General features: G+C 67.8%; 15 protein-coding genes and 1 tRNA gene. 3 read left to right on the top strand and 13 right to left on the bottom strand.

Annotated elements, in window-relative coordinates; genetic code table 11:
• Positions 1-25: 25 nt before the first annotated feature.
• The 5 genes from CPH63_RS02330 to CPH63_RS02350 all read right to left on the bottom strand — a co-directional run bounded on the left by CPH63_RS02330 (position 26) and on the right by CPH63_RS02350 (position 5,858).
• Positions 26-1,513 (bottom strand): penicillin-binding transpeptidase domain-containing protein, encoded by a 1,488-nt coding sequence (locus tag CPH63_RS02330; protein WP_096301396.1) that lies wholly within the window; start codon positions 1,511-1,513, stop codon positions 26-28.
• Positions 1,510-2,958: an FtsW/RodA/SpoVE family cell cycle protein gene (locus tag CPH63_RS02335; protein ID WP_096301397.1), complete on the bottom strand. Its 1,449-nt coding sequence runs from the start codon at positions 2,956-2,958 to the stop codon at positions 1,510-1,512. Before CPH63_RS02335 ends, CPH63_RS02330 begins: the two co-directional genes overlap by 4 nt.
• The gene (locus tag CPH63_RS02340; RefSeq protein WP_096301398.1) at positions 2,946-4,337 is read right to left on the bottom strand and encodes a PP2C family serine/threonine-protein phosphatase; all 1,392 of its coding nucleotides are present in this window, start codon (positions 4,335-4,337) and stop codon (positions 2,946-2,948) included. Before CPH63_RS02340 ends, CPH63_RS02335 begins: the two co-directional genes overlap by 13 nt.
• A 127-nt stretch (positions 4,338-4,464) precedes the next feature.
• Positions 4,465-4,917 (bottom strand): FHA domain-containing protein, encoded by a 453-nt coding sequence (locus CPH63_RS02345; protein ID WP_096304890.1) that lies wholly within the window; start codon positions 4,915-4,917, stop codon positions 4,465-4,467.
• Between the two features lie 23 nt (positions 4,918-4,940).
• Positions 4,941-5,858, bottom strand: a complete 918-nt coding sequence (locus tag CPH63_RS02350) for an FhaA domain-containing protein (RefSeq protein WP_172892146.1) — start codon at positions 5,856-5,858, stop codon at positions 4,941-4,943.
• 292 nt (positions 5,859-6,150) lie between these two features.
• Between CPH63_RS02350 and CPH63_RS02355 the strand changes: the two genes are divergently transcribed.
• A tRNA-Leu gene (locus CPH63_RS02355) sits at positions 6,151-6,236 on the top strand.
• A 158-nt stretch (positions 6,237-6,394) separates the two neighbouring features.
• Here the strand turns inward: CPH63_RS02355 and CPH63_RS02360 are convergent.
• The 7 genes from CPH63_RS02360 to CPH63_RS02390 all read right to left on the bottom strand — a co-directional run bounded on the left by CPH63_RS02360 (position 6,395) and on the right by CPH63_RS02390 (position 12,007).
• Complete coding sequence (locus CPH63_RS02360; RefSeq protein ID WP_096301400.1) at positions 6,395-7,024, bottom strand: CoA transferase subunit B; 630 nt, start codon at positions 7,022-7,024, stop codon at positions 6,395-6,397.
• A gap of 1 nt (position 7,025) precedes the next feature.
• Positions 7,026-7,784: a CoA transferase subunit A gene (locus CPH63_RS02365; protein WP_096301401.1), complete on the bottom strand. Its 759-nt coding sequence runs from the start codon at positions 7,782-7,784 to the stop codon at positions 7,026-7,028.
• Between the two features lie 15 nt (positions 7,785-7,799).
• Positions 7,800-8,597 (bottom strand): CoA ester lyase, encoded by a 798-nt coding sequence (locus CPH63_RS02370; RefSeq protein ID WP_096301402.1) that lies wholly within the window; start codon positions 8,595-8,597, stop codon positions 7,800-7,802.
• A 2-nt stretch (positions 8,598-8,599) separates the two neighbouring features.
• Positions 8,600-9,103, bottom strand: a complete 504-nt coding sequence (locus CPH63_RS02375) for a MaoC family dehydratase (protein ID WP_096304891.1) — start codon at positions 9,101-9,103, stop codon at positions 8,600-8,602.
• Positions 9,100-9,240, bottom strand: a complete 141-nt coding sequence (locus CPH63_RS02380) for a hypothetical protein (protein ID WP_206745632.1) — start codon at positions 9,238-9,240, stop codon at positions 9,100-9,102. The genes CPH63_RS02375 and CPH63_RS02380 overlap by 4 nt, the downstream gene beginning before the upstream one ends.
• A gap of 77 nt (positions 9,241-9,317) precedes the next feature.
• Complete coding sequence (locus CPH63_RS02385; RefSeq protein ID WP_096301404.1) at positions 9,318-10,835, bottom strand: acyl-CoA carboxylase subunit beta; 1,518 nt, start codon at positions 10,833-10,835, stop codon at positions 9,318-9,320.
• Positions 10,832-12,007, bottom strand: coding sequence for an acyl-CoA dehydrogenase family protein (locus tag CPH63_RS02390; RefSeq protein WP_096301405.1), 1,176 nt, complete (start codon positions 12,005-12,007; stop codon positions 10,832-10,834). Before CPH63_RS02390 ends, CPH63_RS02385 begins: the two co-directional genes overlap by 4 nt.
• Before the next feature lie 156 nt (positions 12,008-12,163).
• Here CPH63_RS02390 and CPH63_RS02395 point away from each other — a divergent pair, with 156 nt between their 5' ends.
• The gene (locus CPH63_RS02395; RefSeq protein ID WP_197704530.1) at positions 12,164-12,526 is read left to right on the top strand and encodes a MerR family transcriptional regulator; all 363 of its coding nucleotides are present in this window, start codon (positions 12,164-12,166) and stop codon (positions 12,524-12,526) included.
• Between the two features lie 94 nt (positions 12,527-12,620).
• The gene (locus CPH63_RS02400) at positions 12,621-13,361 is read left to right on the top strand and encodes a hypothetical protein (protein ID WP_172892147.1); all 741 of its coding nucleotides are present in this window, start codon (positions 12,621-12,623) and stop codon (positions 13,359-13,361) included.
• 58 nt (positions 13,362-13,419) lie between these two features.
• Here CPH63_RS02400 and CPH63_RS02405 read toward each other — a convergent pair whose 3' ends face one another.
• Positions 13,420-14,817 (bottom strand): HNH endonuclease signature motif containing protein, encoded by a 1,398-nt coding sequence (locus CPH63_RS02405; RefSeq protein ID WP_096301408.1) that lies wholly within the window; start codon positions 14,815-14,817, stop codon positions 13,420-13,422.
• Between the last annotated feature and the right edge of the window lie 65 nt (positions 14,818-14,882).

Below are 14,882 nucleotides of genomic sequence, written 5' to 3' on the forward strand. Positions count from 1 at the left end.
ACGCATTTCGCTTGAAATCTTCATATCAACTGCTCGCCGGATCATTGAGATACGCCGACATGACGGCCCTGGCCACCGGCGCTGCCGCCAGACCACCGGCGCTCTCGCTTCCGTTGACGCCGGCGTTCTCCAGCACCACCGAGATGGCGATCTTCGGGGTGCCGTTGCGGATCGCGTAGCCGGTGAAGGTGGCATGTGGGGCCAGCGGGTGGCCCTGCGAATCCTGGTTGTCAGCCGTTCCGGTCTTGCCCCCGACGACCACGCCCGGCAGCTTGATCTGGGCCTTCGTCCCGGTGCCGTTCTGCACGACGCTCACCATCATCTGCTGGAGCATGGTGGCCTGGGCGGAGTCGAGCACGGTGTTGAAGAGCTTCGGTTCGGTCACCGAGAGGGACGAGAGGTTCGGCGCCTGCTCGCGGGCCACCAGATACGGGGTCATCAGCTTGCCGTCGTTGGCCACCGCGGCCGAGAGCATCGCGATCTGCAGCGAGGTCAGCTGCACATCCCGCTGACCGATGCTGGTCTGGGCCAGCGCCGCCTGGTCGGGCACCGGCCCGATCGTCGACCGGACCACCGGCAGCGGCACCGTGCGCGACTGATCGTCGATTCCGAAGAGCGCCGCCTCACTGCGGACGGCGTCGGTACCCAGATCCATGCCGAGCTGCCCGAACGCGGTGTTGCAGGAGATGGTGAACGCGTTGAGGAGCGTGTCGGTCACTCCGTTGCCGCACTTCTCGCCGCCGAAGTTGGTCATCGTCGCCGACTCGGTACCGGGGAGCTTCAAGACGGTCGGCGCCGGGATCCGATCGCTCGGCACCTTCCCGGCCTTCAGCGCAGCGGCCGAGACGACGACCTTGAAGACCGAACCGGGCGGGTAGCTCACGGCGAGGCCGCGATCGAGCATCGGCTGGTTGGGGTCGTTGACGTTGCGGTCCCAGGCCGCCTGGATCTCGGCCGAGTTGTGCGAGCTGAGCAGGTTCGGGTCGTAGGAGGGCGAGCTGACGTCGGCCAGGATCGCCCCGGTAACCGGATCCATCGCCACCACCGATCCGCGCCGCCCGGCCAGCGCGGCGTAGGCGGTGGCCTGAGCTGCCTTGTTGAGGGTGAGGATCACGCTGCCGCCCTGCGGCTCCCGACCGGTGATGATGTCGGCGATGCGCCGTCCGAGCAGCCGCGGGTCGCTGCCGGAGAGCACCTCGTCCTCGGACTGCTCCAGACCGCCCTTGCCGTAGAAGAGTGAGTAATATCCCGTCACCGACGCGTACTGCTTGGCCAGCGGGTATCGACGGAGGAACTCCAGCTCGTCGGTGGTGCGCACCGACTCGGCGACCGGGGTGCCCTGCACCACGATCTGCCCGCGCGGCGTCGAGTACTCGGTGAGCAGCACCCGGCGATTGCGAGAGTCGTCGCGATAGGCATCGCTCTTGATCACCTGGACGTAGTTGAGGTTCAGCAGCAGCGCGGCCATCAGCACACCGACGGCGATCGCGACTCGGCGGATCTGGCGGTTCATGCGTCCACCACCACCGGGATGCTCGTCGTCGGCGGCCCGGCCGGGCTGCTCGGCGGAGGTGGCAGCGGCAGCGAGCCGGCCGGTCGCCGCGCGGAGTCCGAGATTCGCAGCAACAGGGCCAGCAGCACCCAGTTGGTGACCAGCGACGATCCGCCGTAGGAGAGGAACGGGGTGGTGAGACCGGTCTCGGGCAGCAGCCGGCTGACCCCGGCGACAACCACGAACAGCTGCAGCGCGACGGAGAAGGCGAGACCGGTGGCGAGCAGTTTCCCGAATGAATCACGCACGGCCAGGGCCGCCGCGAAGCCACGGGCGATGAAGAGCATGTACACCAGCAGCAGCGCGACCAGGCCGAAGAGGCCGAGTTCCTCGCCGAAGGAGGAGATGATGAAGTCGGTCGCCGGCAGCGGGACGATCTCCGGATGGCCGCCACCCAGACCGGCTCCGAAGAGCCCACCGGTCCCCAGACCGAAGAGCGACTGCGACACCTGATACCCGGCATCCTCGGCGTCGGCGAAGACATGTAGCCAGACCTCGACCCGCAGCTGGACGTTGGCGAAGAGGTGGTAGGAGACGTAGGCCCCGGCGGCGAAGAGCAGCACACCGATGATGACCCAGCTGACCCGCTCGGTGGCGACGTAGAGCAGCACCACGAAGAGTCCGAAGAACATGAGGGATGTGCCCAGGTCGTGCCCGCGGACGAGCACGGCGATACAGATCAGCCAGGCCAGCAGCAGCGGGCCGAAGTCGCGCCCCCGCGGCAGTTCGAGGCCGAGGAAGCGCCGCCCGGCCAGAGAGAGGACATCCCGTTTGGCGACGAGATAGGCGGCGGCGAAGATCGTCAGCAGGATCTTCGACAACTCACCCGGTTGAATCGAGAATCCGGCCAGCCGGATCCAGATGCGAGCCCCGTTGACCTCGCTGAATCGCGCCGGCAGGACCGCCGGGAGGGCGAGGAAGAAGAGCCCGATGAGGGCCAAGGTGTAGGCGTAACGCTGCAGGATGCGGTGATCACGAACGATGATCAGGATCGCCGTGAAGCAGATCAACGCGATCACCGTCCAGAGCACCTGACTCGGAGCGGCGGCGCCGTCGAAGCTGCGCCCGAGCTCGCGGGCCTGCTGCTCCAGTCCCAGATCGAGGCGGCGGATCATCACCAGCCCGAGGCCGTTGAGCAACACCGCACAGGGAAGTAGCAGTGGGTCGGCGTAGAGCGCGTAGCGGCGCACCACCAGATGGGCCAGCAGAGCCAGACCCAGCGGCACGAGCCCGTAGCTGAGCAGGTGCGAATTGACGTGGCCCTCGTTGGTCGCCTCGACGACGGCCTCGGCGGCGAGCACGACGCCGACGGCGAAGATGAGCATGACCAGCTCGACGTTGCGCCGGTTCGGCGGCTTCGGCGGCTTCTCGGCCGGGCGGGCCGGCGCGACGGCTACGGACGACATGGCGTCTTGCCCGGCTCGGAGGTGGACCCGGAATCGGTCGCGCCGGCGTCGGTGGGCGCTGAGGTGGCGACCGAGGTGGCGACCGGGGTAGGCAGTGGCGTCACCACCGGGGTGGGCACGACTGGACGCGTGCCAGCGCCGGAGGGGATCGGTGAGGGCGTCGGAAGCGGTGAGGGCGTCGGCGCTATCGACGAGCAGAGCGGCAGCAGGTTGTCCAGCAGATTCGCCTTGATCTGCTCAGCCTCCGACAGCGAGTGGGCCGTGATTCCGGAGGCCACCTGGTTGCGGCTGGCCAGATTCAGGTCGGACATCTTGATGTCGGTGTTCTGCGCGACGTTGTAGAACTTGACCGGGCCGAACGCGGTGTTCACCCCGCGAAAGATGGCCACTTCGCTGCCGTCCTGGCCGACGAAGTACTGCGACTGGGTCCAGCCGTAGAAGGCGAAGAGCGCCCCGAAGAGGACGACCAGTGTGGCGATCGGCACTGCGGCCCGGCGCAGCATCCGCCAGTGCTTGGGCTTGCTCGCGGGGGCTGGGGCGGCCGGCCCCTGGGTCATCTGGGCCGCCCGTTCAGCCGGGCTGGAGGCGCTCTGGTCGCGGGCCGGCTTATTCGGGAAGTCGATGAATGCCCCGGCAATCACTGGCATATCGTCGCCGGAGTAGTCGGAGTCGATGACGTCGGCCACGATGCAGGTGATGTTGTCCGGCCCACCGCCGCGCAGCGCGAGATCCACCAGATGATCAGCACATTCCTGGGGATCACCTTCGCGCAGCGCCTCCAGGATGGTGGCGGAGGTGACCACGTCACTGAGCCCGTCGGTGCAGAGCAGGTAACGATCGCCGGCCCGGGCCTCGCGGATTGAGACGTCGGGGTCGACCTCGGTGCCCATCAGCGCCCGCAGAATCACTGATTTTCTCGGATGATGCTGGGCCTCCTCGGCAGTGAGGCGGCCGGAGTCGACCAGCGACTGGACGTAGGTGTCATCGTGGGTGATCTGCGACAGCTGCCCGCCGCGCAGCAGGTAGGCCCGCGAATCACCCACGTGCACCAGGCCGACCTGCGCGCCGGTGAAACGCAGCGCGGTCAGCGTGGTGCCCATACCGTCGAGCTCGGAGTCGTTGGTGACCGCGTCGGCGATGCGGTTGTTGGCGTCGTTGACGGAGCGTCGCAGTGCGGCCAGCATGTCGCCGAGCGGGCGGTCTTCGTCGAGGCGCTCCAAGGCACCGATGACGATCTTGCTCGCCACCTCACCCGCCGCGTGTCCCCCCATGCCGTCGGCGATGGCCAGCAACCGAGGGCCGGCGTAGACGGAATCCTCATTGTTTCCGCGGACCAACCCCGGATCGGAGCGCACCGCAAAGCGCAGGGCCAGACTCATGAGAGGACGCCACTGCTCTTCGCGCAAGCGCTCATCGGGTACTCAGATACCACTCGCTGCGCTCGGGCACCTTCGCGACCCGATCCGGCTCCGCCGACGGTGACACTGCTCTTCGCGCAAGCGCTCATCATCGCAGCTCGAGAACTGTCTTGCCGATGCGCACCGGCACCCCGACCTCGATCGGGCTGGGCGCCTCGATCCGGCGGGCACCGAGGTAGGTGCCGTTGGTGGAGCCCAGATCCTCAACGAACCAGACGCCGTCCTGCTGGGAGATGCGGGCGTGCCGGGTGCTGGCGTAGTCGTCGGTGAGGACCAGCGTGGAATCGTTGGCCCTCCCAATGAGCACCGGGGCACCGGTGAGCCCGATGCGGGTGCCGGCCAGGCCGCCGGCAGTGACCACCAGCTGGGTCGCACCGCGGCGAGCCGGAGCCGCCGGCACCGGCTCCTTGGTGCGGTTACGCCGACGGGCGGGCGGTGGAACACCGACGCGTTGCTGGCCGCTGGCACTGAGGTCGGTGCGGATAACTCGGACTGCCGCCAGCACGAAGAGCCAGAGAAGCGCCAGGAAACCGAAGCGCATCAGCTGGATGGCCAGCGGAGAGTTCACTCCTGCTCCTGCTGAAAGACCAAGCGCGTGTGGCCCACCCGGATGACGTCGCCGTGGCGCAGCTGGTGACTGGTCACCGCGTGGCCGTTCACTGTGGTGCCGTTGGTCGAGCCGAGATCCGACAGCGTGGCCACGTGGCCGTCGAAGGCGATCTCAATGTGCCGTCGCGAAACACCCTGGTCGAGCAGCTGCAGATCGGTGTTGTTGCCCCGCCCGACGACGTTGGAGCCACCCTGCAGGTCGAAGCGGCGGGCGGTGCCGTCGATGAGTACCGAGACCCGGCTGCGCGGTGGGGCGGCGGCCGCCGCCGGCGCGACCGGCGGTGACTGGGCGAACGACGGGGCCAATGGCGGGGCGGGGGGCACGGGTACCGGCGGGACGGCGACCGGCGGGACAGCGACGGGTGGGACACCGACTGGCGGGACAGCGACTGGCGGGACTCCGACCGGCGGGATGTTCGCGGGGGCGATCGGCTCGGCGGCCGGATCCACGGTCGAGGCCGGCAGCGAGAGCGAGTCGACCGGGCGGCGCCGCGGTGGGGCGCTGGACTCCATTCGAGACGCGACACCGAAGACTCCGGTGTGGAGCGATTCGTCCAGAGCCAGCAGCACCACAATGTCACCGATGGTGCGCCACTTGTTCTCGTCGAGGTGCTCCTGGACGAGCTCGGCGAGCGAGTTGCACAGCTGCACCTGCCAGGGCACCAGGCGTTCGTAGTCACTCGGCGAGAGGGTGACCCGGTAGCGGTTCGGTGCGAGCACCTCGCCATTGCCCATCACGTTTCGCTTGTCGGTGGCTTCGCGCTGTAGCGCCGTGCCGATCTCCACCGGCTCGACCTGGCCCTTGAAGACGCGAGCAAATGCGGTTCCGACGAGACTCTCCAGGCGTCGCTCGAATCGTTGCGCCAGGCTCATCTCATGCTCCTTCATCTGTCTCGACTGCGTCTGCGAGTTGTCGCAGCTGCAGTTGCGCAGCTAACCCGTTGCGGCAAGCTCGGCGTCTGACCGGCGTCGTCACGCCATGCCCAGCCCACAGAATCGGGCAAAACGCATACGAGAAGACGCGTTGATCAAGACGCGCTTGGGCAATCCTACTGGGGAGCCGTTGAGCGAGACACCAACCTGGCGCAAGGTGTGTCCGGATAGTGATAACCTTCTTCACTGCACTACGGTTTGCCGCAACGGTCGGCCGCAGTGTGCTCGTCACGGGCAAGTGGCGGAATGGCAGACGCGCACGGTTCAGGTCCGTGTGTCCGAAAGGACGTGGGGGTTCAACTCCCCCCTTGCCCACCAATTTGGGTGGTTCATCTCGCACGAGGTGGGCCACCCATTTTCATTTCCCGTCGGTGGTTCCGCCGGCACTGCTCCTGCCCGCGCTTTGTCCGTTGAACGCCCGCAAATCGGCCCGCAGGCGGAACTTCGGCAGACAAGGCGGGGGCGCGAGCGGGGGTCTAGACGTGTAGCGGGCAGGCGGTCGCGGCCACCACCTCGGCGACGCTCACCCCCGGTGCCGTCTCGCGCAGCACCAGCCCGTCGGGGGTCACGTCGATGACGGCCAGGTCGGTGATGATGCGCTGCACGCACGCCTTACCGGTGAGCGGCAGCGTGCACTCCGGCACGATCTTGGACGTCCCGTCCTTGGCCACGTGCTCGGTCATCGCGATCACCCGCTTCGCCCCGTGCACCAGGTCCATCGCGCCGCCCATCCCCTTGATCATCTTGCCGGGGATGGTCCAGTTGGCCAGATCTCCACGCTGCGACACCTGCATCGCGCCCAGCACCGCGATGTCGATGTGCCCGCCGCGGATCATCCCGAATGACAGCGCCGAGTCGAAGTAGGCCGCCCCGGCCAGCACGGTGACGGTCTCCTTCCCCGCGTTGATCAAGTCCGCGTCGACGTGCGCCTCATCCGGATACGGCCCCACCCCGAGCACGCCATTCTCCGAGTGCAGCACGACCTCAACACCGGCCGGAACGAAGTTGGGGATCAGCGTCGGCAGGCCGATCCCGAGGTTCACATAGCTGCCGTCCTCGAGTTCGGCCGCCACCCGGGCCGCCAGCTCGTCACGCGTCAGAGCCATCTCAGACTCCCCCGACCCGGCTGACCGTTCGCTTCTCGATGGCCTTCCCCTCGACCCCCACCTCGACGACGCGCTGTACGAAGACGCCCGGGGTGTCGACATCGTTGGGGTCGATCTCCCCCGGTTCGACCAGCTCCTCCACCTCGGCGATGGTGATGCGGCCGGCCATCGCGCAGAGCGGGTTGAAGTTGCGCGCGGACGCCGCGTAGACGAGGTTGCCGTGCCGGTCGCCCCGCGCGGCCCGGACCAACGCGAAGTCGGTGACGATCCCCTCCTCCAGGACGTAGTCACGCCCGGCGAAGGAACGAACCTCCTTCGCCGGTGAGGCCACCGCCACCGAACCGTCGGCCGCGTAACGCCACGGCATACCCCCATCGGCGACCAGGGTTCCCACCCCGGCCGGCGTGTAGAAGGCCGGGATCCCGGCGCCGCCGGCCCGCAGCCGCTCGGCCAGCGTCCCCTGCGGGCAGAGCTCCACCTCGATCTCGCCGCCCAAGTACTGCCGGGCGAACTCGCGGTTCTCTCCCACATAGGAGCCGATGGTGCGGCTGATCCGTCCCAGGCCGAGGAGGATCCCCAGGCCGGCGCCGTCGACCCCACAGTTGTTGGAGACGGTCCGCAGGCCGGTGCTGTCGCCGGCGACGATCGCGTCGATGAGCCGGATCGGGACGCCACAGAGGCCGAAGCCACCGACGGCCAGCGAGGCACCGTCGCCGATATCGGCCACCGCCTCCCGAGCCGAGCTAAAGGTCTTATCCATGCCCGCTCCTCACAACTAGGACTGGTCGAGCAGCCGGCGCGCGTGCCGCAGCACCGGCTCGTCCACCATCTTCCCCTCGAACGCGAAGACCCCGCGCTCCTGCTCAGCCGCGGCCACCACCCGCACCGCCCAGCTCAACTCCTCGGGCGTGGCCGCGTAGCTGCGGCGGATCACCTCGACCTGGGACGGGTGGATCGCCGCCTTCGAGGCGAAGCCAGAGGCGCGGGCATCGTCGGCTTCAGCACTTAGCCCGTCCAGGTCGGGGATATCCAGGTAGACCGAATCGATCGCTCGCTTACCGGCGGCCGCCGCTGCGATGAGGACGCGCGAACGGGCATAGCGGGCCACTTCCCGATAACGCCCGTCGGCGAAGCGACTGGAGGTGCCACCGAGACCGGCCAGCAGATCCTCCGCGCCCCACATCAGCGCCTCGACGGACGGGTGCCCGGCGAGCGCCGGTGCCTGCTGCACCCCGGCTGGTGTCTCGCAGAGCGCGGTGATCCGATACCCGGAGAGCGGCTGCAACTGCCCCGGCGACTCCGCCTTGGCCAGCATGATGCGCCGAAACTGCGTCGCCGCCAGCGCCTCCAGATCCGCCGCGTGCTCCGGCGTGTCGACCGGGTTCACCCGCACCACCACCCGCTGCGGGTCGAGGCCGACCGAACCCTCCAAGGCGGCGCGCGCCGCGATCTTGTCGGCCGCAGCGACGCCATCCTCCAGATCCAGGATGACGATGTCCGCGATCGCGGCCGCTTTGGCGAATCGCTCCGGCCGGTCGGCCGGGCAGAAGAGCCAGACGATCTCGCCGCTCATCGTCAGGTCGTCTCCGGAGCGGGGCGGCAGCGAACCAGGGTCGCACGGGTGGCTGTGGCGACGACGACGTCGTCCTGATTGAGCGCCACGTGCTCCAGGGTGACGACGCCCTCGCCGGGGCGGGTGGTGGACAGCCGGCTCGACAAGACTCTCGTCTCGGCGTAGAGGGTGTCGCCGACGAAAACGGGGTGGCCGAACGACACCTCGCTGAAGCCGAGGTTGGCGACGATGGTGCCCTGGGTGAGCTGCGCGACCGAGAGGCCGACCATCGTGGAGAGGGTGAACATGCTGTTCACCAATCGCTGGCCGAACTGCTGCTGCCGGCTCCAGGCCTCATCCAGGTGCAGCGCCTGAGTGTTCATCGTCAGCGTGGTGAAGAGGACGTTGTCGGCTTCGGTCACGGTGCGTCCCGGACGGTGTAGATACACGACACCGGTCTCGAACTCCTCGAACCAGAGGCCACGCTGCTCGATGCGCCGCTCGTTCGGGTTCGGCTCTGCGCTCACCACGGCGCGCCGTCCTGGATCGCTTCGGTTCGGATGGCTTCGATCCGCTGCGATCGCCAAGCTTCGTAACGTGATTCGTTCAATGGCGCATTGAGCCGGGTCCGCAACTGAGCCAGGGCCGCGATCACTGCTGCCATCTCCTCAACCGTCGCGAAACGACTGGTTACCCGCACATCCGTCACTCACAGACCCCCGTCAACAAGCTCTCCCGACGTCATACTGGTGGCACACCATGTCGTTTGGCGGGAACGGCACGCGATTTTCCGACAAGCACGGCAAATCTTGCCTGCACTTGTGAACGTAACTCCGCGGGCGTGATGACCGCGTCAATGACCAGATCAGACGCCAGCCGCATCAGGTCGACGTCCTGCTCGTACTCGGCCCGCATTCGAGTGACGAAATCCTCTCGCTCCGTCTCGTCGGAGATTTCGGCTATCTTTCCGGCATAAACCGCGTTGACCGCTGCCTGCGGACCCATCACCGCGATCTTCGCGGTGGCCAGCGCGATGCAGGCGTCGGGCATGAAACCCGGCCCGTCCATGGCGTAGAGACCGGCGCCGTAAGCCTTCCGCACGATCACCGAGAGTTGCGGCACAGTGGCCTCGGCAACGGCGGTGATCATCTTCGCCCCGTGCCGGATGATCCCCTGCCGTTCGACCGCGCTGCCGATCATGAATCCGGGGACGTCGGCCAGGTAGAGCAGCGGCACGTTGAAGGCGTCACAGAGTGAGATGAAGCGGGCCGCCTTGTCAGCGGAGTCTACGAAGAGCACGCCGCCACGCACCGCGCTGTTGTTCGCCACCACGCCGATGGGATGCCCGTCAACGCGGGCGAAGCCGATCACCAACTCGGCGGCGAATAGTGGCTTGATCTCGAAGAAGGAGTCCTCGTCAACGACCCCGTCGATGATCTGGTGCATGTCGAAGGGAACCGACTCCTGCTCCGGCACCGACTCGTCATCCAACTCGACGGACGGCTCCAGCGCGGCCATCGCCGGCGGCTGCTCGCGCCAGCAGGTCGGCAGGTAGGAGAAGTAGAGCTTGGCCTGCTCGATGGCGTCGGCGTCGTCGACCGCCAGGTTGTCACCGCAACCGGAGACGGTGCAGTGCATGCGGGCGCCGCCCATCTCCTCCAGCGACACCTCCTCACCGACCACCATCTGGGCCATCCGCGGCGACCCGAGGTACATCGAGGCGTTCCCCTCGACCATGATCACGATGTCGCAGAAGGACGGGATGTAGGCCCCACCGGCGGCCGACGGCCCGAAGAGGCAGCAGATCTGCGGCACCTTCCCCGAGAGCGCCACCTGGTTGTGGAAGATGCGCCCGGCGCCACGCCGCCCCGGAAAGAGTGCCACCTGGTCGGTGATCCGCGCCCCGGCCGAGTCGATGAGCCAGAAGATGGGTAGCTCGGCGGCCAGCGCCCGTTCGGTCACCCGGACGATCTTCTCGACGGTCAGCGCGCCCCAGGACCCCGCCTTTACCGAGGGATCGTTGGCCACCACCAGCACCGGACGCCCGTCGACCAGGCCCTGGCCGGTGACGACACCATCGGCCGGCAGTCCCCTGCCGAGCGCGTTGGCCAGCTGCCCGTCCTCGATGAAGCTCCCCTCGTCCAGCAGGAGCGAGACCCGGTCCCGGACGTAGAGCTTCTGCTGCGCTTCGAGCTTGGCCGCCGCCGCCGCTGAGGGTTGCAGCGTCACTGCCCGCGCGAGCTCGTACTTGTCGCTCACGTCGTGACCGGGAGACCGAGGCCGCGGGCGATGACCAGGCGCTGGATCTCCGACGTCCCCTCACCCAGTTCGAGGATCTTGGCGTCGCGGTAGAAGCGGGCCACCGGGTACTCCTCCATGAAGCCGTTGCCGCCGAAGACCTGAGTGGCTACCCGGGTCGCGGCGATCGCCGCCTCGCTGCTGTAGAGCTTGGCCATCGCCGCAGCCTGGCTCACCTCCTTGGCCGGACGGCCGGCGTCCTTCAATCCCGCCGCCTGGTAGGTGAGCAGACGCGCCGCTTCGACGGAGACCGCGAGGTCGCTGAGCTGGAAGGCGATCGCCTGCCGCGAGCCGATCGGGCTGCCGAAGGTGCTGCGCTGGTTGGCGTAGGCGAGACTCTGCTCCAGGCAGGCCCGGGCCAGCCCCAGGGCCAGGGCCGAGATGGCGATCCGCCCGTCGTCGAGGATGGCCAGGAACTGCCGCAGTCCGCTGCCCCGGGTGCCGAGCAGGTTCGACTCGGGGACGTGCAGGTCATCGAAGGTGAGTCCGTGGGTGTCGGAGATCCGCCACCCCAACTTCTCGTAGGGCGGGTCGACGGTGAGCCCCGGTGTGCCGGCCGGAATCATGATCGCCGAGATCTCGTTGGCCCCGGTGCGGGCCGTCACGGTGATCACCGACGTCACGTCAGTTCCGGAGTTGGTGATGAAGGCCTTACTTCCATTGACGATCCACTCACCACCGACGAGTTCGGCCCGGGTCTTGCTGGCCCCGGCATCGGAGCCGGCGCCGGATTCGGTGAGCCCGAACGCGGCGATGCTCCGCCCGGCCACCAGGTCGGGCAGCCATTGATCCCGCTGGTCGTCGTTGCCGAAGGTGAGGATCGGGTTGATGCCGAGGCCGACTCCGGCCGAGAGCGTAATCCCGACTGATTGGTCGACCCGCCCCAGCTCCTCGATGGCGACGCAGAGGCTGGTGAAGGCGCCGTCACCCTTAGAACCGCCAGCCTTTGAACCGCCGTACTCCTCGTCGACGACCAGGCCGAAGAGGCCGAGGTCGCCCATCGCCTTCACCAGGTGGGTTGGGAAGTGATGCTCGCGGTCCCAGGCCGCTACGTGCGGCGCCACCTCGCGCTCGGCGAAGTCCCGCACCACCCGGCGGAACGCCTCGTGTTCGTCGGAAAGTTCGAACGGCATCGGTCGACTCCAGTCTGCTTGACGTTTACGTCAACGTAAAGCGATGATAGCCCGATGCCGGCCCGGACGAAAGCGTCACCGAGAACGAAGCCGTCGCCGCCTGTCAGGCTGTCCGCGAGGCTCTCTGCGGGCCCGCCTGCTGAACGCACCTGGAGCGTGCGCGAGCTGGCCGACGAGCTCGGCGTCAGCACTCGCACCCTGCGCTTCTACGAAGCCGAAGGGCTGATCGCCCCGGAGCGGCAGGGGACGGCCCGGATCTACCGGGCCCGCGAGCATGCCCGGCTCAAGTTGATCCTGCGCGGGAAGCGCTTCGGGATGTCGCTGGTCGAGATCGCCGACATCGTCAATATGTACGACGGGGCGAAGGCCAGCGAGAAGCGCCAGCTCACCAAACTGCTGGCCCGCCTGGACGAGCTCGGCGAGGACCTGCGGGCCCGCCAGCGCGACCTACGCCGGACACTGCGCGAGGTCGACGACGTCGCCGCCGAGTGCCGCAAGCGTCTCGTCGAACTGAGCTAGCCGGCTGATAGCGTCGGGCCCGCGCGGCCATCGGAGGGGGAGCAACGTGCTGAGGCTCATCGATCGCGACCAGTTTCCGACTTCAATGCTCGGCGTGCCAATCACGGCCGGGCCGCCGGTGGAGGATCTGAAGAAGCCGAACAGCGGCGTCTGGAGTTTGGACATCGCGACGGCCGGGGTGCCGCTGCGGATCGAGGCTCGCCAGCATGACGGGCGGACCCGAGCACGGGACCAGGCCGACCGAGCCGAGCTGACGGCCTACTTTCCGGTGCCGGCCGCCCTTCCTCAGCTCACGGTCGAGCGGCGCAGCACAATGGACCGTCGGGTGAAGGCCCGCAGCGTCGAGTCGAGCGTGCAACTCGAGACCGGTGACGCCGACTTCGACGGTGCCCTGCGCATCACCACGCACGCCGAGGTCAGCGAACATCAACGGATCCTCGCTGTGCTTGAGCCAGCGCTACGGGCGGCCCTAGTCCAGGCTCCGGTCGAGCGACTGCGCACTGGCGATGGCTGCGTCGAGATCGAACTGGTCGCCGACACCACCATGACCGAGCCGAACGCAAGCCTGCTCCTGGGGCTGGCCACCGGGATCGCCGCGCGCTGGCCCGCGCTCCTCGCCCCGCTGCCGCCTGATGCCGAGGAGTGGGCTCACCACCTGGCTCGGCAGCAGTCCGGCTGGCTCCCGGACCTGCGCTCCTTCTGCTGCGACCTCGGCGAAGACATGTGGGAGGGTCCGATCTTCGCGCCACACCAGGTAGTTGCCGGCGGCGTTCCCGAGACGGCCGGCGGCCCGTTCCCGGAATTCGAATACGACTGGGAGAACGCCCCCGACTGAGAGCATTCGGTTCAGCTGAACCGATCAGCTGACGGCCGCAGCAGCCGACACGAGACCGTTAGTTCCGTCGGTTCCACGCCCGGCGCTCGGCCAGCACGGCGATCGCCCAGTGATGGTCCATTCGCTGGCCGTCCCATCTCGTACGCGCCGCGTCGAGCGCGACGTTTGGGTGTTCATCGTCGATGGGAGACGCCGGGCTGACGGGAGGAACAGTCGTTCCTGCCCTGAGCGAGGTGCCGTCGGCGCGAAGGAATTCGAAGTACCCGTCGACGCCGTCGATCGGAACGATGACAAATTCACCTTCGTGATGCGCCAGGTGGTGGGCCTGGCAGAGCAGCGTCAAGTTGCCCAGATCGGTACACCCGCCGTCGAGCCAGTGCCGTACGTGATGGGCCTGCAGGTTACGACGGCTCTCGCAGCCGGGAAAGGTGCAGCAACCGTCACGAAGCAGCAGCGCCTGGAACTGTCGGTCGGATACCACTCGATGAGATCGGCCGAGATCGAGCACGTTGCCGGCGCCGTCCCGAATTGCGGTGCGAATCCTGCCGTCACAGAGCAGTCGTGTGACCACTTGCTTCGATAGCCCCGGCCCACCCTCGATACGCCCGTACGCGCGCCCGTCTGTACTCGCAGGCGCCTCGGCTGAGCTGGTCGTCGGTGTATCGGCCTCGACTGCCGGCACCGCGGCGACGTCGAGGTGAATGACGACGGCGGCCCGCTCGTGCCCACGCAGTTCACGCACCGGCGGGGTGGAGTCGTTCATCGCGATCGTCGCCAACTCAGCCATTCGCAGCAAGGCCTGCGGCGCGGAAATGCCTTCCGCCGCGCTGATGCGTTCGATGGCGCTCTGCACGAGTGCGCCGTCCTCCGGATTCATACGACTGCTCAGTTGCCACTGGGATTCGTCCGTCCAACGGTAGGTCAGCGACGCTTCGCGGCGTCGGCCGGCGTCGATTCGGTCAACGGTTCGCAGCCCTCGGACCGCTGCCTCCAGATGACCGACGGTGCCGTGTTCGGCGACCGTGATCAGCTCGGCGACGAGTGCATCCTCACCGGGCGACGCAACGCGCGAGATCGCACGAACATGAGAGTAGGAGAGGCGACCGGCGCTCATTTCAGTGGCGAGCGGAGGAAACATGGCCAGTGCGCGGGCGACCCGTACGTGATCGACCGACGTGCGCCTGGAGAGCCCGCAGGAATGCGATAGCCATTTGGCAGTCGACCAGAGGCCGAAATGAGCAGCGCCTTCGCGGGCGTCGAAATCGGCGACGAGCAGCAGCCAGCGACAGGTGGCGGCGGCCAATCGCCCGGCCATGCCGACGATCTCCGCACCGAGGACGTCGAGCGACGCCGGCACCGGTAGGCAGGTCAGCGTCGCGCGGGGCGCGGCCGGATCCGAGTTGGTTGCCGTGTTTGCGCGCGGAGTTGAATTATTGAGAAGGGGTGTCGCGTCCATGCGGCGACCGTAGCGAGAGGGTCTGACAGTTTCCGGCCGCAAGGGACGGAACGCCCATCTCGGCC

Source organism: Jatrophihabitans sp. GAS493 (assembly GCF_900230215.1).
In the GTDB taxonomy this organism is placed as follows: Bacteria; Actinomycetota; Actinomycetes; order Mycobacteriales; family Jatrophihabitantaceae; genus MT45.

Coding starts and splice junctions, on each gene's coding strand:
- CPH63_RS02330 (WP_096301396.1), bottom strand. CDS start 1,513: ATGAACCGCCAGATCCGCCGAGTCGCGATCGCCGTCGGTGTGCTGATG.
- CPH63_RS02335 (WP_096301397.1), bottom strand. CDS start 2,958: ATGTCGTCCGTAGCCGTCGCGCCGGCCCGCCCGGCCGAGAAGCCGCCG.
- CPH63_RS02340 (WP_096301398.1), bottom strand. CDS start 4,337: ATGAGTCTGGCCCTGCGCTTTGCGGTGCGCTCCGATCCGGGGTTGGTC.
- CPH63_RS02345 (WP_096304890.1), bottom strand. CDS start 4,917: ATGCGCTTCGGTTTCCTGGCGCTTCTCTGGCTCTTCGTGCTGGCGGCA.
- CPH63_RS02350 (WP_172892146.1), bottom strand. CDS start 5,858: ATGAGCCTGGCGCAACGATTCGAGCGACGCCTGGAGAGTCTCGTCGGA.
- CPH63_RS02360 (WP_096301400.1), bottom strand. CDS start 7,024: ATGGCTCTGACGCGTGACGAGCTGGCGGCCCGGGTGGCGGCCGAACTC.
- CPH63_RS02365 (WP_096301401.1), bottom strand. CDS start 7,784: ATGGATAAGACCTTTAGCTCGGCTCGGGAGGCGGTGGCCGATATCGGC.
- CPH63_RS02370 (WP_096301402.1), bottom strand. CDS start 8,597: ATGAGCGGCGAGATCGTCTGGCTCTTCTGCCCGGCCGACCGGCCGGAG.
- CPH63_RS02380 (WP_206745632.1), bottom strand. CDS start 9,240: ATGGCAGCAGTGATCGCGGCCCTGGCTCAGTTGCGGACCCGGCTCAAT.
- CPH63_RS02390 (WP_096301405.1), bottom strand. CDS start 12,007: ATGCCGTTCGAACTTTCCGACGAACACGAGGCGTTCCGCCGGGTGGTG.
- CPH63_RS02405 (WP_096301408.1), bottom strand. CDS start 14,817: ATGGACGCGACACCCCTTCTCAATAATTCAACTCCGCGCGCAAACACG.